14 protein-coding genes are annotated in these 19,869 nt (G+C 61.4%); 11 read left to right on the top strand and 3 right to left on the bottom strand.

Annotation, left to right across the window (positions count from 1 at the left end):
- Positions 1-19: 19 nt before the first annotated feature.
- From CPA54_RS06270 to CPA54_RS06260, 3 genes are all read left to right on the top strand, one after another.
- Complete coding sequence (locus CPA54_RS06270; RefSeq protein ID WP_081562820.1) at positions 20-1,585, top strand: peptide MFS transporter; 1,566 nt, start codon at positions 20-22, stop codon at positions 1,583-1,585.
- A 201-nt stretch (positions 1,586-1,786) separates the two neighbouring features.
- Entirely contained in the window at positions 1,787-3,370 is a 1,584-nt protein-coding gene (locus CPA54_RS06265) for a carbohydrate porin (RefSeq protein WP_249085857.1), read from the top strand.
- Between the two features lie 168 nt (positions 3,371-3,538).
- Positions 3,539-4,888: an outer membrane beta-barrel protein gene (locus CPA54_RS06260; protein WP_086431320.1), complete on the top strand. Its 1,350-nt coding sequence runs from the start codon at positions 3,539-3,541 to the stop codon at positions 4,886-4,888.
- A 9-nt stretch (positions 4,889-4,897) separates the two neighbouring features.
- On the opposite strand, the gene queF is transcribed toward CPA54_RS06260, so the two are convergent.
- Positions 4,898-5,386 (bottom strand): preQ(1) synthase, encoded by a 489-nt coding sequence (gene queF / locus CPA54_RS06255; protein ID WP_043558053.1) that lies wholly within the window; start codon positions 5,384-5,386, stop codon positions 4,898-4,900.
- A gap of 153 nt (positions 5,387-5,539) precedes the next feature.
- On the opposite strand from queF, the gene typA reads away from it, so the two are divergent.
- Both typA and CPA54_RS06245 read left to right on the top strand, forming a co-directional pair.
- Complete coding sequence (gene typA / locus CPA54_RS06250; protein ID WP_043558056.1) at positions 5,540-7,360, top strand: translational GTPase TypA; 1,821 nt, start codon at positions 5,540-5,542, stop codon at positions 7,358-7,360.
- Positions 7,361-7,495: 135 nt separating this feature from the next.
- The gene (locus tag CPA54_RS06245) at positions 7,496-7,789 is read left to right on the top strand and encodes a putative quinol monooxygenase (protein ID WP_043558466.1); all 294 of its coding nucleotides are present in this window, start codon (positions 7,496-7,498) and stop codon (positions 7,787-7,789) included.
- A gap of 87 nt (positions 7,790-7,876) precedes the next feature.
- Here CPA54_RS06245 and CPA54_RS06240 read toward each other — a convergent pair whose 3' ends face one another.
- Entirely contained in the window at positions 7,877-8,905 is a 1,029-nt protein-coding gene (locus tag CPA54_RS06240; RefSeq protein WP_043558469.1) for an NAD(P)/FAD-dependent oxidoreductase, read from the bottom strand.
- A 190-nt stretch (positions 8,906-9,095) separates the two neighbouring features.
- Here CPA54_RS06240 and tsaE point away from each other — a divergent pair, with 190 nt between their 5' ends.
- The 6 genes from tsaE (at position 9,096) to CPA54_RS06210 (ending at position 19,071) form a co-directional block, all read left to right on the top strand.
- Complete coding sequence (tsaE, locus tag CPA54_RS06235) at positions 9,096-9,566, top strand: tRNA (adenosine(37)-N6)-threonylcarbamoyltransferase complex ATPase subunit type 1 TsaE (protein ID WP_043558472.1); 471 nt, start codon at positions 9,096-9,098, stop codon at positions 9,564-9,566.
- A complete protein-coding gene (gene addB / locus CPA54_RS06230) occupies positions 9,566-12,637 on the top strand; it encodes a double-strand break repair protein AddB (protein ID WP_249085855.1) in 3,072 nt (1,023 codons plus the stop codon). Before tsaE ends, addB begins: the two co-directional genes overlap by 1 nt.
- Before the next feature lie 2 nt (positions 12,638-12,639).
- Positions 12,640-16,353, top strand: a complete 3,714-nt coding sequence (gene addA, locus CPA54_RS06225) for a double-strand break repair helicase AddA (protein ID WP_249085853.1) — start codon at positions 12,640-12,642, stop codon at positions 16,351-16,353.
- Positions 16,354-16,596: 243 nt separating this feature from the next.
- On the top strand, positions 16,597-16,926 hold the full coding sequence (trxA, locus tag CPA54_RS06220) for a thioredoxin TrxA (RefSeq protein ID WP_043558061.1): 330 nt from the start codon (positions 16,597-16,599) through the stop codon (positions 16,924-16,926).
- A 121-nt stretch (positions 16,927-17,047) separates the two neighbouring features.
- On the top strand, positions 17,048-18,238 hold the full coding sequence (gene rnd / locus CPA54_RS06215) for a ribonuclease D (RefSeq protein WP_081562814.1): 1,191 nt from the start codon (positions 17,048-17,050) through the stop codon (positions 18,236-18,238).
- Positions 18,239-18,384: 146 nt separating this feature from the next.
- Positions 18,385-19,071: a GcrA family cell cycle regulator gene (locus CPA54_RS06210; RefSeq protein WP_192848392.1), complete on the top strand. Its 687-nt coding sequence runs from the start codon at positions 18,385-18,387 to the stop codon at positions 19,069-19,071.
- Positions 19,072-19,165: 94 nt separating this feature from the next.
- Here CPA54_RS06210 and CPA54_RS06205 read toward each other — a convergent pair whose 3' ends face one another.
- A complete protein-coding gene (locus tag CPA54_RS06205) occupies positions 19,166-19,666 on the bottom strand; it encodes a polymer-forming cytoskeletal protein (RefSeq protein ID WP_043558067.1) in 501 nt (166 codons plus the stop codon).
- Between the last annotated feature and the right edge of the window lie 203 nt (positions 19,667-19,869).

Below are 19,869 nucleotides of genomic sequence, written 5' to 3'. Positions count from 1 at the left end.
AACGGAGTAGCGTGCCCTCATGACCGATCAGCAACATTCTGCGGCGTCCTTTTTTGTCGCACGGCGGCAGGCTTTTGCTGTCGTCATGGCCATCGAGCTGTGGGAGCGTTTCGGTTATTACGGCATGCAGGCTGTCCTGACCGTTTTCATGGTCACCCAGCTGCACATGCGGGATCATGACGTTAACCTCATGCAGGGGGGACTGGGATTTTTCATCTACAGTCTTCCTGTTTTGGGGGGGCTTCTGGGGGATCAGTGCCTCGGGACAAGACCCACCATGCTGGTGGGGGCCTTCGGGCTGACAGCCGGATATGGTCTTCTGGCCATGTCTCTTGGCAGTCAGGCTGTTTTCCTTCCGGCCCTGACACTGATTGCCCTCTCCAACGGGTTGTTCAAACCCAATGCGGGGACGCTCGTTCGGCGCATTTACGCCGGGGATGGCACGGCACTGGATGCCGCTTTCACACTCTACTATATGGCCATCAATGTTGGGTCGACCGTCTCCATGCTGCTGATGCCGTGGCTCCAGCAGCGCTATGGGGCGGCTGTGGCCTTTCTGGCCTGTGCCGGGGGGCTGCTGGTCGGGCTTGGCTATTATGCAGTGCGGGCCGGGCGTATGCGGCGGTTTCTTGCCGCACGGGCGGTTGAGGCAGTCCGGCGGCATGGGCCATCCTCCATGCCTGTTCCTCTGGTGGAGCGTCTTTCCACTCCCGTGCTGAAAGGGGCGCTGGGCGCTGGAATCCTGCTGGCCCTGCTGGTGGTCTGGGGATTTTGCACATGGGTGCTGTACAGCCCGGCGCTGGTCCAGCTCTGCATCATTCTGGCAGGGGTGGGGCTTCTTCTGCTCTGGGTCTGGCTTTATGTGCGGGCGAAGGACGGTGAACGGCCCGGTCTGCTGCTGACCTACATCCTCTGTGCTCAGACAATGGCCTACCAGATCTTCTACCAGCAGATGCAGACCTCCCTGACACTGTTTGCCATGCGGGATGTCTCTGGCGTGTACCAGCTGGGGTCATGGCGGCTGTTCACCATGTCGGCAGGCCAGTTCCAGGCGCTCAATCCGATCGCTGTCATGCTGTTCAGCCCGCTGCTGGCATGGCTGTACCGTCGTCATGCGGGTAGGGGGCAGGATGCTTCACCCGCCATCAAGATACTGCTCGGTTATGGCTTGGTCGCTCTGGCTTTTTGCATCTGGTGGTTGGCCGCTGGCCATAGCACGGGGCTTGTTTCGCCGTGGGTCATGGTGGCCGGGTATGGCACCATGTCCCTCGGGGAGCTGCTGACCATCGGTCTTGGGTTGGCCATTGTGGCCCGTTATGCCCCGGCCCGTGTCAGCGCAGTGCTGATGGGGGCCCTGTTCCTGCTCTGGGGGGTCGGCATGTATCTGGGGAGCCTGGTGGCTGATCTCGCCAGTGTTCCGGCCGATGGTGGGGGCAGCCTGGCGGGTTATGCTGCCCTGTTCCGGGAACTGTTTCTGGGGTGTGTGGGGCTGTGTGTTGTGCTGGCCCTGCTTCTGCCGCTGACCCGCCGCCTCGGGCAACAGCATCGTAGCTGGACGGTAAATAAACCGGCAACGGTCACATGAACTTGAAGAGGTGGATGACGACTGATCTGGTATAGACAGATTTCACCACTGGAAGTCAGCGATAAAATTTATATAAAGGGACGGTGTCATCCTTTGCCGCAGTGCCGCTTGTGGCCTGTCTGGCATTGTCGTGCTGAAGGCTGCCATGGCGCATCTGGCCTTCAGGTTCCTGTCCTGATCAACGGCTATGAAGGCTAATCTATGCGTGGAATGTGGCAAAAGGCTGGTACAGCAGCAGTAGGTGTCGCTTGGATGCTGGGAGCCCATGCCGTTTTTGCGCAGGATGCTGCCGGGCCGGCTGCCGTGAAGGAGAAAGCGGCAGCAGGTGGGGAGATCACGACGGCCCAGAGGGATGAGCTGTTGAAGGAGCGGAATTACGGTGCGCCTGCAAGGGATGAGCAGCGTGCTTTCGGGTCCGTGCCTCTCCCGATCCCGGGTGACGTCTTCTCCCGCGGGGCCAGTGAGCAGGCTTCACCAGAGAAGCAGAAGGGGCTTTTCCCCAACAGCTGGCACGATTTTGCCAATCAGGATGGGTTTTTTGGTGACCCCTGGGGCGCACGGAGCTGGCTGGCCGATCATGGCGTGACGATCGGCGGGCGTTACTTTCAGGACACCGCAGGCAATCCGTTCGGGGGGAAATCCCGTGCGGTCCGCTATGCGGATGAAGAGGCCCTGTCTCTGGATTTCAACCTGAAGAAGCTACTGGGCGTTGCCTTCAATGCGGGCACACTGCACTTCCTGACACTGGCCCGTCAGGGGGCCGGGCTGGGAAACACGTTGCCGGCTGTTGACAGCCCGATGGAAATTTACGGGGCCGGTGAGACCATGCGCCTTGGCCGCCTCAGCTGGGAAATGCACTGGAACAAGTACGTACATACCGAGGTTGGTGAGATCAACACGGAGAATGACTTCGAGCAGTCTTCCACCTATTGGGGGGCCAACCTGTACTGCCAGTTCCAGAACAACGGCATCTGCGGGATGCCGCAGTCCATTGCCATGAATTCGGGTTACGGCTTCTATCCGACGGCCCATCCCGGTGCGTGGATCAAGCTCTATCCGGCGGGGAATGACCATTATCTGGTGCAGTTCGGGGCTTACAGTGTGGACCCGACGATCACCGGCGTGCGGAATGGCTGGAAGATGAACCTGCACGGGGCGACAGGTACCTATCTGCCGTTCCAGCTGGGCTGGCATCGGGGCGGGACGGATGATTATAGCGGCCCGTTACAGACGAACGTGAAGATCGGCGGCTATTGGGACACGTCCGAGGTCAAGAACGTCTATGGCCAGATGGGAACATATTACATTCCGGCTTCTGCGGCGCAGGATGCGCCCGTCTCCAAGGTGAGGGGCCGGTTTGGTGGGTGGTTCCAGTTTGACCGCATGTTGCAGCGGGATGGAGCGGACCCGCACCGGGGAACGGCGTTTTTTGCCTCCTTCACATGGGGCGATCCCCGCACGGCCATTGCGCCCTATTTTGTGACGGCGGGTATTACCCGGAAGGGAACGTTCGCCAGCCGCCCCAATGATACAATCAGCCTTGGCATGAAGGCCCTTTGGGCCAATCCGAAGGTCACACACTGGATCGAGCATCTCCAGCACACGGGCCGGGGTGCCGGGCTGTATGCTCCGCATTCGGAAGAAGCCATCGAACTCAATTATGGATACTGGCCCACACGCTGGCTGCTGCTGCGGCCCGGCTTGCAGTATCTCTGGAGCCCCGGTGCTCTGAAACGGTACAAGGATGCCATGCTGATTGATCTGGAATCAGCCATTTCTTTCTGAGGTCATCCCGCCTGCTGCAGGTCACAAAAGGTCGTCTTTGGGACGGCCTTTTTTCATTTTCGGCAGCAGAATATCACTTTTCATCCCATTCTGTCTGTTCTGGATATTGTCCCGCTTTTCAGAAGGTGGATATACTTACGATACCGGAACAATAGGTGGGGTGGCTCAATGCGGTATTGGCAGTATCTTCTGGTGGTCGGGGTGTGCGGTGGAGCTGTGTCATGGCTGGAAGGCGCACAGGCCGCTCCCAGCGAGCAGGGGGGGCCCGTTCAGGCCACGCTGGCCGGCACGTCCTCTTCTCCCGCTCCGGCAGCTCCATCACCCGCCCCGGTGGCGGCTCCCAGTGCTGTCCAGCCTGCCGCACCGGCCGGGAAGAGCTGGTTTTCCGACATTGATGTCGGTCTCCAGATTGAGGGCGGGGCCATGGCCAATACCGGCCATCCTGGAAATGGCATGAATTTCGGTCAGCTTCTCCAGTCCCACAGTGATACGGGGATGCTCAATCAGGTCGCCCTGACCATCACCAAACCCGTTGACCCGATTGGTGACGGTTACGGGCTGGGGGCGAACATCCAGATGCTTTATGGTTCTGATGCCAGAGCTTACGTCATCACGGGGATTTCAGACCGCTGGCTGGATCATCATCGCTACCAGCTTACCCCCATTCAGGCCAACATCGCCCTGCATATGCCGTGGCTGACGAAAGACGGGCTGGACATGCAGCTGGGCATCCTGTCCTCCCCCATGGGGGTGGAGGTGCTGAATCCGGCAGGGCGGGCCTTCTACACCATGTCCTATACGGCGCAGTATTCCAATCCGTTCGAGCATGTCGGCTTCTATGGGCAGTGGCACCTGAATTCGCATTACGCTGTTCTGTTCGGGATGGATGCCGGGAACCAGAAATCATTTGGCCGGGGCAACAACAATGGCGAACCGGCCGGTTATGTGGGCTTCAATGCCAGCCAGCTGGCAGGAGGTGCCCTGTCCCTGACCTATCTGCTGCGTGTCGGGCCGGAAGACCCCCGCCGTGCGCTGGGCAGCCACAGGGCGCATGAGGCGCAGCGTTTCTGGAACGACCTCAACGCCACATGGCAGATCAACCCCAAATGGAGCCTGACAGCCGAGGCCACGCAGGTTCATGATGAGGGGCTGGATGCCAATACATGGAGCGGCGTCATCTGGGGAGCCTATGCGGCAACATCCACCCTGACCTTCAATGCCCGGGCGGAAGTCTATCGGGACAGCACGGGCCAGTTTGTCGTGCAGTACCCGGAGGACACAGGCTATGGCCGGTCACTGCTCGGCCTGCCCGCCCGGACCTACAGCGCCCCGGCAACGACGTATGGCGACCTGTCCTTCAATGCCGTGTGGCGGCCAAATATCGGCCATCATGTCAAGCTGCTTCAGATCCGTCCGGAAATCCGGTTTGACCGTTCGTTGAACAACACCCGGCCTTTTGCGGATTTCCGGCATCAGAACCGTATTCTGATTGGCGGAGACGTGACGCTCGGTTTCTGAGGGGGAATTTCAGCCACGCCCCCGGTATCCGGGCACATCCTGTGCGGGAATCCAGACATCGTCCGGGGCGGGGCCTGTCTGCCAGAAGACGTCGATCGGCATCCCGCCACGAGGGTACCAGTAGGCCCCGATGCGCAGCCATTCCGGGTCCAGCAGTTCGACAAGGCGTGTGGCGATGGTTACCGAGCAGTCTTCATGGAAGGCTCCGTGATTGCGGAAACTGGTGAGGTAGAGCTTGAGGGACTTGCTCTCCACGATCCAGTCCCGTGGGATGTAGTCGATGACGATATGGGCAAAGTCCGGCTGTCCCGTCACCGGGCAAAGGGAGGTGAATTCCGGAGCGGTGAAACGGACAACATAACGCCGCCCTTTATGGGGAGCCGGGACACGCTCCAGCTCGGCGGTTTCAGGCGACTCCGGCTGTACGGTCTGTCGGCCAAGCTGGCTGAGGCTTTCCGTGCCGGGGGCGGTGGGGCCTTTGGGGGGATGGGTGGTCATGAAACGGCTCCTTTTCTGCTGGAATGAGAAAGATGAAGGCATGAAATACGATGCTGCATGGCTTGATACACGGTTCGGATTTGCAAAAAAATCAGTTTCGGTGCAGTAAGGGCACCATTCTGTCCCAATCTGTCACTTCCTGAAAGATCGTCCATGGACATCCGTAACATTGCCATTATTGCCCATGTCGATCATGGGAAAACAACACTCGTGGATCAGCTGCTCCAGCAGTCCGGCACCTTCCGTGAGAATCAGGCCGTCACCGAGCGTGCGATGGACAGCAATGATCTCGAGCGTGAGCGCGGGATCACCATCCTGGCCAAATGTACTTCCGTCGTGTGGAAGAACACCCGTATCAACATCATCGACACCCCGGGCCATGCCGACTTCGGTGGTGAGGTGGAGCGCATCCTGAGCATGGTCGATGGGGCCGTGATTCTGGTGGATGCCGCCGAAGGTGCCCTGCCGCAGACCAAGTTCGTGCTGGGCAAGGCCCTGGCCCGTGGTCTGCGCCCGATGGTTGTCGTCAACAAGGTGGACCGTGGCGACGCCCGCCCGGACGAGGTGCATGACGAGGTGTTCGACCTCTTCGCCGCTCTCGGTGCCAATGACGAGCAGCTGGACTTCCCGATGCTGTATGCGTCCGGCCGCCAGGGCTGGGCGGATACGGAGCTGGAAGGCCCCCGTGAGAACCTGCACCCGCTGTTCGACCTCGTCCTGAAGCATGTGCCCAGCCCGGGCTTGGATAAGGACAAGCCGTTCGCCATGGTCTCCACCATTCTGGAGAGCGACAACTTCCTTGGCCGTATCCTGACAGGCCGCATCGAGCAGGGCCGTGCGAAGGTGAACATGCCCATCCGTGCCCTGCGGGCTGATGGCAGCGTGGTCGAGACAGGCCGCATCACCAAGCTGCTGTCCTTCCGTGGTCTGGACCGTGTGCCCGTCGAGGAAGCCGAAGCGGGTGACATCGTGGCCATTGCCGGTCTCTCCGAGGCCACCATTCCCGACACGCTGGCCGAGCCGTCCATCGAGGAGCCGCTGCCCTCCACACCGATCGACCCGCCGACCCTTTCCATGACCTTCCGCATCAATGATGGTCCGCTGGGTGGTCGTGAGGGCAAGAAGGTGACGTCCCGCCAGATCCGTGACCGTCTCTTCAAGGAGACGGAAGGCAACGTGGCCATCAAGGTGACGGACAGCCCGGAAAGCGAGGCTTTCGAGGTTGCCGGCCGTGGTGAGCTTCAGCTGGGCGTGCTGATCGAGAACATGCGCCGTGAGGGGTTCGAGCTGACCATCGGCCGTCCCCGTGTGCTGTTCCGTGAGAATCCGGAAACGGGTGAGCAGGAAGAGCCGTTCGAGGAAGTCGTCATCGATGTGGACGAGCCTTATTCCGGCGTGGTCGTGGAGAAGATGTCCCTGCGCAAGGGTGTGATGCAGGACATGCGTCAGTCCGGCGGTGACAAGGTCCGCCTGACCTTCATGATCCCCTCCCGTGGTCTGATCGGCTATCACGGCGAGTTCCTGACCGATACCCGCGGGTCCGGTCTGATGAACCGTCTCTTCCACTCCTACCAGCCGCATGCTGGTGCGATTGAAGGCCGCCGCAACGGCTCCCTGATCTCTGCCGAGGATGGTGCGACGACTCCGTATGCGCTTTTCTCCCTTCAGGATCGTGGGACGCTCTTCGTGGATGCGGGTGAGAAGATCTACACCGGCATGATCCTCGGTGAGCATTCCCGTGAGAATGATCTGGAAGTGAACGCCGTGCGTGAGAAGAAGCTCACGAACATGCGTGCCTCCGGCAAGGATGATGCCGTCGTGCTGGTTCCGCCCCGCAAGATGAGCCTCGAGCAGGCCATTGCCTACATCGAGGATGACGAGCTGGTGGAGGTCACGCCGTCTGCCATCCGTCTGCGCAAGCGTTATCTGGACCCGCACGAGCGCAAGCGTGCCGCCCGTGGTGCGAAGGGCTGAGGCCCGGACTTCCGTTTTGGGTCATGAAAAAGGCCGGGGCGTCTGCTCCGGCCTTTTTCCATGTCAGGCTGTATCAGATGTCTGCCCCTCTGTGGCATGATGGCGGGGCTTCACAAGGGAAGAAGGGAAAATGTCATGACCAAGAGTCTCTATGCGACCATGAAAGCCCTGCCCGGCCACCGGGAGAAGGTGGCCAGCCTGCTGACGGCTCTGGCCGAGAACGTGCGGGCCGAACCGGGTTGCGTGCGGTTCGTGGTGTACACGCTGGAAGATGAGCCGGACCTGTTCCATGTCGAGGAAAGCTACCGGGATGAGGCGGCCTTCAAGGCCCATATGGGGACCGAGCATGGCCGTGTGTTCAACAAGGCCATCGAAACCCTTGTTGAAGGTGGTGCCTCCAGGGTCGTGTTCCTGAAGGGCGTTGCCTGAACGGGGACCATCCGGCAGACGAAAAAAAGCAGGTGTCCCGTCATAGGGCACCTGCTTTTTTCATGGGCGGTGGGTGGGGGAGCCGTATCAGGGCGTGCCCGGCTGGCCCCGGCTTGTGGAATGTTCAAAGCGCAGGGCCTTGTCAGGATGGGCGACATGGTGGGCCGCATGGGCGGCCACGGCTCCCTCCGAGAAGCCCTGAAGGATCAGCTTCATCTTGCCGGGATACTGGGCCACGTCGCCAATGGCGAAGATGCCTTCCAGACTGGTCTGCATGGTGGCGGGATTCACGGGGATGGTGCTGCGCTGTGTCTCCAGCCCCCATGCGGCCACCGGGCCAAGGTCGGTTGAGAGACCGTAGAAAGGCAGCAGCACGTCCGCTTCCAGAGAGCGGACCGTGTCATCCATGGCGATGAGGTCCACATGGGTCAGCTGGCCGTTTTCGCCCTTCAGGCCGTGCAGCTGGTAGGGAACGGCTTTTTCGATGGCCCCGGCGGTGATCTTGGCCTCGATCTGCGCCAGTGTCTCCGGTGCCCCACGGAAGCGGTCCCGCCGGTGGACGAGATAGACTTTTTCGGCAATGTCGGAGAGGGAGAGGGCCCAGTCCAGCGCAGAATCTCCGCCCCCAGCCACGACGATGCGCTTGCCGGTGAAGTCGGCCCGTTTTTTCACATAATACTGCACGGCCCCGCTGCGCTCATAAGCGTCCAGCCCGTCCAGCGGAGGGCGGTTTGGCCCGAAGGCACCAGCACCGGCAGCGATGATGATGGCCTTGGCATGGATAGTATCGCCACGCTCATTCTTCAGGGTGAAGGCCCCCGGCCCACCTTCCAGATGGCTGACCCGGCTGCCGAGAAGGCGGGGCACGTTGAAGGGAGCGATCTGCTCTTCAAGGGCGGCAATCAGGTCACCTCCGGTGATGGAGGGATGGGCCGGAATGTCGTAGATCGGTTTTTCCGGGTACAGGGCCGCACATTGCCCGCCCACACTGTCCAGAACATCCGTCAGGATGCAGTCCAAGCGTAACATCCGGCATTCAAAGGCGGCAAAAAGTGCCGTGGGGCCTGCGCCAATGATGGCGACATCTGTCGTGTGGGAAGAAGCTGCATGTGTCATGCTGGTATTCATAAGCATTTTTTTGCCGCTCGAGTAGAGGTTTGTTTGGCCATGTGAGCCCGGAACAGGCCCCATTGGCTGGTTCTGCTGAGAGAAACGGCCGGGGGTTGTGGGGCTCCCTCTTGTGTCCGGGGGAGGCTTCAGCAATGCTGGCGCCTGTTACGGGTAGCGATACGGGGCGTTGTGTCTGATGGACGTGCATCTTTCTTCTCAGCAGCAGACAGTGCTTCTGGCACGGCATCTTGCGGACATGGTGCGACAGGGGGACTGTTTGGCCCTTCAGGGTGAGATGGGAGCCGGCAAAAGTACGTTTGCCCGGGCACTGATCCGCCATATGGCTGGTGATGAGGCTCTGGAGGTCCCCAGCCCGACCTTTGCGCTTGTCCAGCCTTACGAGACGAAAGCCGGAACGGTGTTCCATTATGACCTCTGGCGACTTTCCGGGCCGGATGAACTTTATGAACTCTCATGGGATGATGCCTGTGAAAGCATCATGCTGGTGGAGTGGCCCGATCGTGCTGAGGATATGCTGCCAGCCGGGGCCCTGCATCTGACATTTGCGCAGGGGACCGGCGAGGAGGCCCGCATCGTGACCCTGCATGGCTGGCCGGAGGAACGGTTGAAGGCCCTGTCCTCTTTTTCTGAAGGGAGGAGAGGCTGATGGGACAGGCACATCCGCTCAATATTGCAACCATTCCGGCATCCTGTCCGTTTCTGGATACGGTCGTGCAGAACTGGCTGGAGCGTGTGGGGGTGGAGGCTGGCCCGGACGGGCGCAGCGGTGGTGACAATGGCACGATTCTGGTGCCTGGCCGCCGTGTGGCCCGTGCCTTGATGGAAGCCTTCCTGCGGGTTCTGGATGGCCGTCCGGCCCTGCTGCCTGCCATCGTGGCTCTGGGAGATGTGGAGCAGCAGAGCCTGTTTCCCATGACGGTTGATGAGACTGTTCCGCCTTCTGTGGGGCCGGTTTTCCGGCTGGCCATTCTGGCCCGGCTGATTCTGGCGGCACCTTTTTTCACGACCGTATCAGGCCGGGACGGCGGTACGATCGACCGGGTCTGGCCGCTGGCGCAGGCTCTGGCAGAGCTGATGGATGATGCCGAGCGGAATGGTGTGGACTTATATGAAGCCCTGCCGAAAGCCGTGGCTGATGATTTTGCCGGACACTGGCAGAAGACGCTGGAGTTCCTTCGGATCGTCACGGAAGCATGGCCTGCCATTCTACGGGAGGAAGAGCGTAGCAACATCATAGCCCGTCAGGTCGCCCTGATTGAGGCGCAGGCCCGCCTCTGGGCGGATATGCCGCCGGATTATCCGCTCTGGGCCGTAGGCTTTGTGGATGGGTCTGCCGGGGTGGCCACGGCGCTGGAGGCTGTGGCGGCCCTGCCACGAGGCATGGTGGTCTTTCAGGGGCTGGATTGCGGCATGGAGGATGAGTGGTGGAACCAGCTTCTTCCCACCCATCCACAGGCCCTGTTTCGTGAATTCCTGTCCCGGGCCGGGATAAATCGGGCGGATATTGCCATATGGGGATATCCGCTGCGGCCGGAGCGGGAAAATCTTTTCCAGCATGTCATGTTGCCAGAGGCAGGCATTGCCTGCTGGGGGCAGCCGGTGGGTGATGTCCGTCCTTCTGGCATCAGTCTGCTGCCAGCAGCGGATTCGCAGCAGGAAGCGCAGGCCATTGCCCTGATCCTGCGGGACGTGGCCAGCCAGCCGGGGCGTTCCGGTGCTCTTGTGACGCCGGATCGTGGTTTGGCCGACCGTGTCCGGGCGGAGCTTCTGCGTTTTGGTATCCATGCGGATGATAGTGCAGGAGAGCCGCTGGTCCGTACCCCTGCGGCCGTATTCCTGCGGCTGATCGCCCAGGCCGTGACGGCCCGGTTCAGCCCGGTGGCATTGCTGTCCGTTCTCAAGCATCCGCTGGCAGCTCTGGGGGGGAGTCCCGGCCGTGCCCGGGCCAGTGCCCGCCTTCTGGAAAGGCGGCTGCTACGGGGGCCGGCTCCCCAGCCGGGGCTGGATGGACTGCGCCATGCTCTTGAGGCTTTGCAGGAGGCGCAGCAGACGGATAATGGCTATCAGGCTGATGCACCAGACAGCCCGGAACGCCTCGCAATATTTCTGGACAGGATGGAAGAAGCGTTCAGGCCCCTGCTGGGGCTGGAGTCAACCGCTCGTGTGCCAGAGCTTCTGGCTGCCCTTCTGGAGACAGCCGAACAGCTCGCAGCGGTGGAGGGTGAGGGGTACGAGGCTGACCAGCCCCGCCCTGGGTCCCGCCTCTGGCTGGGGGAAGATGGCGGGGCCCTGTCCCGGCATTTCGTGGAGCTGATGAGCCATACGGGGGACTTGCCACCCCAGCCCCTGAGAGCACTGGAGGGGTTTCTGACGGCCAGCATGGCGGGCAAGACTTTGACAGGGCTGCGGGGCTACCAGGGGGGTGTGGAACTCGCCCATCCCCGAATCTCCATCTATGGCGTGCTGGAAGCCCGCCTGCTGGCTTTTGATACCGTCATTCTGGGAGGGCTGAATGAAGGCAGCTGGCCTCCCGCAGCGGAATCCGGCCCGTGGATGAGCCGCCCGATGCGCCAGCGTGTCGGCCTGCCGTCACCGGAGCGGCGGATTGGTGCACAGGCGCATGACTTTGTATCTGCTGCCCTGTCGTCGGAGCAGGTCATCCTGTCCAATGCCCAGCGGCGGGAAGGGTCACCCGCCGTCCCGGCCCGGTGGCTGATGCGCCTTTCAGCGTTTCTGGAAGGGAGGCAGATCACGCTTCCCGTTCACCCGGCACTGGCGTGGCAGACCATGCTGGACATGCCTGCCGGGGAGGCAAAGCCCGTAGCTCCCCCCGAGCCACGGCCTCCCCTGTCTCTGCGCCCCCGGCGGCTGAGCATTACCCAGCTGGATACGCTCAAGCTGGACCCCTACACCATCTATGCCCGTCATGTGCTGGGGCTGAAGGTTCTGGCCCCGCTGGAAGAAGGGGCGGAACACGCCGATTACGGGAAGATCGTCCATACGGCTCTGGAGCGCATGATCAGGGAGCATCCCGGTACATGGCCGGCCCATGCGGCACAGATTCTGCACCGTCATTTTGATGATGCCCTTGATGAGGACCTGGTGAATCCGGCTCTTGCCAGCTGGTGGCGGCCTCGCCTGCATCGTATTGCCGACTGGGTACTGGCGCAGGAGGAGTGGCGTCGTGTAGGGCGGTTGAACTGTACGTCTCACACAGAGGTCTCTCTGGCATATACGCTACGGGGCCTGCCGGGTGGTGATTTCCATATTACAGGACGGGCCGACCGGATTGATCTGTGGAATACGCCGGGGCAGGAGGACACCACGGGGCGCATCCTTGATTACAAGACAGGAACACCCCCTGAAAGCAACGAGGTGATCGCAGGCTGGTCATCCCAGCTGGTGCTGGAGGCTGCCTTTCTGAAGGAGGGTGCTTTCGAAGGCCTGCCTGCCGTGGAAACGGACGCGTTGGCCTATTGGAAACTGAGCGGCGGAGAGGAACCCGGCAAGGAAGAGGTCATTCCCGCCGTGAACGCAAAAGTGACGCTGGGTGATCTGGTTGGCCCGGCTCTTGAGCAGCTGCGGACTCTTCTGACGGATTATGACGATCCATCCCGGCCTTACCGGTCTCAGCCATGGGCAGGGAAAGAGCACCGTTACAGCGATTACACCCAGCTTGCCCGTGTGGCGGAATGGCGTCTGGCAGGAGACGATTAAGAATGATCCAGCTTGCATCACAGGGACAGGATAACCATCAGCGGGCCCTGAAAGAGGCCAATACGGCACAGAAAAAGGCCTCGAATCCCATGGCTTCCGTCTTTGTGTCGGCCTCGGCAGGGTCGGGGAAGACAAAGCTGCTGATTGACCGGCTGTTACGTCTCATGCTGCCACTGGAACAGATTGGTGAGGATGGGCAGCCTGTCCTTCTGGACGGGTCGGAGCCTTCCCGCATCCTGTGCCTGACCTATACGAAAGCCGCTGCCGCTGAGATGGCGCATCGTCTGCAAAGCCATCTCGGTCGCTGGGTGTCTCTTTCAGATGAAAGACTGGGAGAGGCACTGACTGCACTGGATGTGCCCAACACGGCTGCTACGCGGGAGTGTGCCCGTGGGCTGTTCCTGAAAGTGCTGGATGCGCCGGGCGGTTTGCAGATTGAAACCATTCATGCCTTCTGCCAGTCCCTTCTGCGGCGCTTCCCACTGGAGGCAGAGCTGGACCCGCATTTCGTCCTGATGGAAGAGGCGGACGGACAGATGGCCCTTCGCCGTGCGCTGGAGGACAGTCTGGCGCAGAATCAGGACCCTGTGCAGGTTCTGGCAGGCCTGACCGGTTTTGACAGGCTGATGGGCCTGCTTGGGCAGTTCAATGCTCAGTCAGGTCTGCTTCAGCCCCTGTTGCGGCTTTGGGAGATGTGGCCGGAGCGGGTGCAAGAGGCCTATCAGGGGCTTCTTGATGTAGGGAGCGAGTTTTCAGAGGTTCTGAAGGTCGAAGCCTGCCAGCTGGAAGATGAAGCGGCATGGCGGGCGGACATTCAGGCAGCTTTGCCGCAGCTGGCGCCTTCCAAAAGGGAAAAGTTCGAAACGTTCCTGAGATGGCTGGAGTGTGACAATCCTGCCGAGCGGGATGATGCCTTCCTGCTGTCGCTCCTGTTCAAGCAGAAAGGCGGGGTCATGGACATGAGCCGCCATCTGGGGGCCAAGGCCCGCAAGGCGGCCCCTGATTTGGTACAGCGTCTTCTGGATGAAGCCAGACGCCAGCAGGAGATGCAGGAGCGTATCCGTATCCAGCGGCTTCTGGAGATCAACACGGCTTTTCTGTCCCTTGCCCTGCCGGTCATGGGGCGTTTTGCCGATGAGAAAAGAAACCGTGGCACGGTCGATTATAATGATCTGATCGCCCGGACGAGGGCTGTCCTGCGGGAGCCGGGGGCAGCATGGGTGCTGTACAAGCTGGATGGCGGTATAGACCATCTTCTGCTGGATGAGGTGCAGGACAATTCCGGCCTGCAATGGGAAATTGCCGGGGCCCTGACGACAGATTTTTTCTCTGGTTCCGGCGTGCGGGAGGACATGCCCCGTCCCCGGACCATCTTTGCGGTGGGGGATTTCAAGCAGTCCATCTACAGTTTCCAGGGCGCAGAGCCGGAACAGTTCCACAAATGGCGGCAGGAATTCGCTCGCCATGTGAAGAATGCCGGTCTTCTCTGGGAGGAACCTCAGCTCAATGTGTCGTTCCGGTCCCTCTCGCCGGTTCTGAAATTTGTTGATGCCGTTTTTGCGGGAGAGGCTGCACGGGACGGCCTGCGGGAGCCGGGGGAAGATGGCAGGCTCATCCACCGTTCGGCCCGGTCCGGTGGTGGGGGGCGTGTGGAGCTGTGGCCTCTGGTACCTGTGGATGGGACAGCCGGAGAAGTGCCTGATCCATGGCGTGCGCCGGAGAAGAACGAGGATCAGCGTAGCACCCAGCAGCGTCTGGCCGATGCGCTGGCCACGCATATACGGGCGCAGATCGGCCGTCCGCTCCAGTCGGACACGGCCCCGCTGAAGGCCGGAGAGGTGATGATTCTGGTGCCCAAGCGCTCCGCCTTCCTGCGGGCGCTGATTCGGGCCCTGAAGGCACGGGATGTGCCGGTGGCCAGCTTCATCAGCAGCGGGCTGGTGGAGCAGCCAGCCGTGCAGGACCTGATGACCCTCTGTGATGCGCTGCTTCTGCCGCAGGATGATCTCAGTCTGGCCAGCGTGCTGACATCCCCCCTTGGTGGGTTGAGTGATGAGTCTCTCATGGCCCTAGCCACGGCGGATGGGCAGCGGCGTGAGCTGGGGCGGGGCGGGATGCCGCTCTGGAGTCTTCTGGCCCGGCGGCATGAGGAGCGGCCGGAATGGCGGGCGGCATGGGAGCGGTTGCAGGCCCTCTACAAACGTGTGGATTATGATTCACCCTACGAGATTCTCATGCAGGCGCTGGGTGTGCAGGGGGGACGGACCCGCCTTCTGGCCCGTCTTGGTGCTGAAGCTGCCGAACCGGTGGATGAACTGTTGACGGTCGCCCTGACATATGAAACCCAGCATCCGCCATCCCTCCAGGGTTTCCTGCACTGGCTGCGTGCCAGTACGGTGGAGAGCAAGCGTGAGGTGGAGGCCGAGATTGATGCCGTGCGCATCATGACGGTCCATCGGTCCAAGGGGTTGCAGGCCCGTCTGGTCATTCTGCCTGATATGACAGGTACGGCTGGCCGGCCTGACCCTCTGCTCTGGACAGAGCTGGATGCCGATATGCCGGAGGGTGGCCTTGCGGATGATGCGTTACATGGGCCGCTCTGGATACCACAGGTCAAGATGGGGACGGAGCGGACACGGGAGCTTCTGGCACACCAGCAGGCCCGCCAGAAGGAGGAGAAGAACCGTCTGCTCTACGTGGCCCTGACACGTGCCAGTGATGCGCTGCTCATCTGTGGCTGGAAGCCCAAGAAGAACAGCAGTCAGAGCTGTTGGTATGATCATTGTCTGGCTGGCATGAACCGTCTGAAAGAGCAACTGGGAGAGGAGGCTGTCGGTTCTTCCGGGGATGGGCATGATGATCTGGAGAGTCTCTTCCGGATGGGATTGACGGTGAAGGATGAACCTTTCGCAGGAGACTGGGAGGGGGAAAGTCTTGTGCTGGAGATGCCCGTCATGGCTTCGGCAGTAGCGGGGATACGTCCCGATGCGGCGCCGGTCCGGCCTGCTCTGCCTGCCTGGATGGGACAGGCACCGGACTGGCAGGTGACCCCTGCCCCCCATGAGGATGCCCTGGCCCGTCCTCTGGCCCCAAGCCGACCGGAAGCGGCGGCCTATGGGCCATTGCCTGCGGCCCGGTCCCCTTTGGAGATCATGCGGGAGGGGCTGGTCATTCCACAGCCGGCCCGTCGCCGTCAGGATGCCATGGAGCGGGGGACGCTGGTCCACAGGCTGCTCCAGTTCCTGCCGGACCTGCCCGCATCAGAGCGGCGGCTGAAGGCCGAAGCATGGCTGCGGCATACCATGCCGGGGTTGGCGGAGGAGGACGTGACCAGTCTGGCAGGGCATGTGGTTTCTGTCGTGGAGATGGATGTTCTTGCGCCGCTTTTCGGGCCGGGGAGCCGGGCCGAGCAGGGTGTGTCCGGTACGCTGGGCCGCCCGGGGGACGGGTCGGGTCGGGTCGTGCTGGGGCAGGTGGACCGCTTCCGCTTTGATGGACAGACGGTCTGGCTCTGCGATTACAAGACGGGCCGCCCCCCATCCCGGCCGGAGCGTGTACCATCGGCCTATCTGGGGCAGATGGCCAGCTACCGGCGTGTCATGCAGGGGCTGTATCCCCATTGTCCCGTGCGGTGTTTCATTGTCTGGGTGGATGGGCCTGCCGTGACGGCGCTGCCGGAGTCTCTGCTGGATGCACAGGAAAACCTCCCCCGATGACCGGGGCATGGCATGATGTCTGTTACCCTCTGTTTATCATAGAGAAAACATATTACGCTGCACGGCAATACCTGTTTCTCAAGTAGATGGTCCATCTGCGAAGGTAACAGTACCGGAGAAGTCATGATTTCATGAGGGCGTATGAGGCCCCGGTCATGGTGGGGTGTGCTGCTGGTCACTGCGTCTGATCTATGGCAGAGACACTACAGGTGAGATCGTGTTTGTGTGGGGAAGGATCATATCATGAGCGAGCATACAGTAGCTGTGACGGATCAGAGCTTTGAGGCGGATGTCCTGAAGGCTGAGGGATTTGTTCTGGTGGATTTCTGGGCAGAATGGTGCGGTCCCTGCCGTATGATTGCCCCGGCGCTGGATGAGATCGGCAGGGATTACAAGGGCCGTGTCACGGTGGCAAAGGTGGATATCGACTCCAACCCGGAGACCCCGACGACCTTCGGTGTGCGCAGCATTCCGACGATGATCCTCTTCAAGGCGGGCAAGCCGGTTGCCCAGCAGATGGGCGCCCTGCCGAAGAGCCAGCTCAAGGCATGGCTGGAGGCCCATATCGATTGATGCCGTTTTGCCATGGCGGATGGCATGAGGCCCGGATGGCAGGGGTTACCCTGCTGCCGGGCCGTTTTCATAAAGGGGGAGCGCATGAGGGAGATGGTCAGTTTCCGGCAGACGGTGTAGAATGGCCGCCATGTCAAAAAAGCCTGATTTTCCTGCCCCTGTCATGATCACTACCTCGGCTGGGGTAGCATCCCTCTGTGAGAAGCTGCGTCACGAACCGTTCGTGACGGTGGATACGGAGTTTGTACGGGAAAGAACCTACTGGCCCCGCCTGTGCCTTGTCCAGCTTGGTGGTTGTGAGGATGTTGCCCTGATTGATGCCTGTGTGCCGGGCATTGACCTGTCTCCCTTGGCGGCTCTTCTGGCAGAGCCTGCGTGCGTGAAGGTTTTTCATGCTGCCCGGCAGGACCTTGAGATTTTCCTCCATTTATTCGACCAGCTGCCCGTCAATGTGTTTGATACGCAGGTAGCGGCCATGGTGGCCGGGTTTGGTGAGCAGGTCGGGTATGACAATCTCGTGTCTGCCATGACAGGCCAGGGCATCGACAAGTCACACCGTTTCAGCGACTGGGCAGCCCGGCCTCTTTCAAAGGCGCAGATCGCCTACGCCAGTGCGGATGTGACCCATCTGCGGGTCATTTATGAAAAGCTGTTGGGCCAGCTGGAGGAACAGGGCCGCCTGCCCTGGGTGAAGGATGAGCTTGCGGCTTTGGGGGAAGTCAGCCTCTTCCGGCCGGATCCCAGAGGGCTCTGGATGAAGCTGAAACCCCGCACAGGCAACAGGAAGGTACTGGCTGTCCTGCGGGAGGTGGCTGCATGGCGGGAAGAAGCGGCCCAGCAGGCGGATATGCCCCGCCAGCGAATCATTCGTGATGAAAGCCTGCTGGAGATTGCCGTGGCCCGTCCGCATGATAGCGGGACGTTGGCACGGATCCGTGGTGTCACGGCTGATTTTGCCAGAAGTGATCTGGGGCGTGATCTGCTGGCTGCCGTACAGCGGGGGGAGCAGTGCCCGGAGAGCGAGCGGCCGGAACTGCCGCACAAACGCAAGGCGGAGCGGCCCCGTGCGCCTTCCGGTGTGCTGGCTCTGCTCAAGGTTCTTCTTACGGCCCGGAGTGAGGAAGGGCGCGTGGCAGCCCGGCTGATTGCCTCCTCGGATGAGCTGGAGCGTCTGGCGCAGGGGGAGACGGACCTGCCGGTTCTCAAAGGATGGCGGGCCGAACTGTTCGGGCATGAGGCGCAGGCCCTGCTCCGGGGGGAGAAGGTTCTGTTTGTCAGTAAAGGCCAGTTGCAGGTCGTGGACAGGGGATGAAGCCCTGTTGCCCGGAAACTGCGCTGGTGGATGAGCCACACGGCAGGTGAGGAGATGGGGCCGGTTTTGGGTTGGCCCGGTTTCTGCTAAGCATGGTGGGAGACCGCCATGGCTGTGTGCTGTGGGAACGAGTGGAGAAAACGTGGATGGCTATGGAATGGACAGATGAGCTGATCGCGCGGCTCAAGGAGCTTTGGGAGCAGGGTCTCTCAACGGCTGAGATTGGCCGTCAGCTTTCTATTACGAAGAATGCGGTCGTTGGCAAGGCTCATCGCCTTGGGTTGCCGCCTCGTCCGTCTCCCATCCGTAACAAGGCCGCGGCGGAGGGCTCTGCCAAACCGGCACGTACCCGGACCCGCAAGGCCGAGGCCACATCTGAGGCTGTGGAGGAGAAGGCCGCCTCCGCAGCGCCTGCCAAGCCTGCGGAGAAGAAAAAGGCTGCGGCTCCCAAGGTGGTGAAAGTGTCTCCTGCTGCTGCGGAGGAGCCGGCAAAACCAGCCAGTGTCAAGGCGGACAGACCGGCCGGAGCCGAAAAGCCAGCCAAGGCATCAGCTCCGAAAGCAGCTGCAGCGGCTCCTGCTGAAAATCCCAAAGCAGCCGAGCCAGCGGCACGTCCGGCAGCGCCGGTCGCCCAGCGTAAGGTGGCTCCGCCGCGGCGTGTGCGTGATACGATCGATCGCACCTTGCGGCAGGGGCCGACATGCCAGTGGCCTCTCGGAGATCCCGGCACGCCAGACTTCCATTTCTGCGGTGCCACACCACTGCCCGGCAAGCCTTATTGTGCGGAACATGCTGCCATTGCTTATGTGAAGATTCGGGATCGTCGTCACTGAGAGCGTGACTGCGGCTTGCGGGCTGTCATGAAAAAGGCTGCCATCCCGTGCAGGAATGGCAGCCTTTTCCGTTTCCAGATGATGAGGGGGCAGGTCAGCCCTTGAGCTTGCCTGCTGGGGCCTCGGCCGTTTCATGGGGGTGGTTGTGGGGATGGTCTTTCGTGCCAGGCAGTGGTGCGGTGATCATGCCCAGCTTGCCGGTGATCTGCCCGCCTTCTTCCACCTGCAGGCGACGGCATTCCGCATCGCCAAGCAGGCGCCCGCTGGCCCGGATGGTGAGTGTGTTGCGAACGGTCAGTTCGCCCTCCAGCGTACCGGAGACTTCTGCACTTCCTGCCTCGACCTTGCCACGGAAGCAGCCGTCTGGGGCGACGGCGAGCTCCTTGACGGTGAGGTGGTCTACCTCAAGCGTGCCTTCAATGATGAGGCGTTCGATGTTTTCGACAGTACCACGGATGGTGATGCCATTATGGACAACCAGCGTACGGGCATTATCGGTGTAGCCGCCTTTGTCCTGACCACTGAAGCGGCTGGAGGAAGCCCGTTGGCGGGGCGCAGAACCGGGCATGGGGGAGGGAGGCGTGGGAAGAGACATGATTTCCTTTGGTCGGGTGGTTGGAGTGGGCTGCATCACGGCAGAGCGGTTGAAACATGATGCCGGAACACCGTTCCAGCAGGTGTACGACCCGGATAGAGCCAGAAGATGTTTCTGGCCAGGTGGCGGGACCAGTAAAGGGGGCTTTTTCATAACCTGTCAATGCCGGGTGGCAAAGAGGCATTGATATGCCCGCCACGGGC

Origin of the sequence: Parasaccharibacter sp. TMW2.1890 (genome assembly GCF_023337645.1) — a bacterium.
Taxonomy (GTDB): Bacteria; Pseudomonadota; Alphaproteobacteria; order Acetobacterales; family Acetobacteraceae; genus Bombella; species Bombella apis.
Note: the sequence above shows the minus strand (reverse complement) of the source record. Positions and strands in the feature narration are given on the sequence as shown.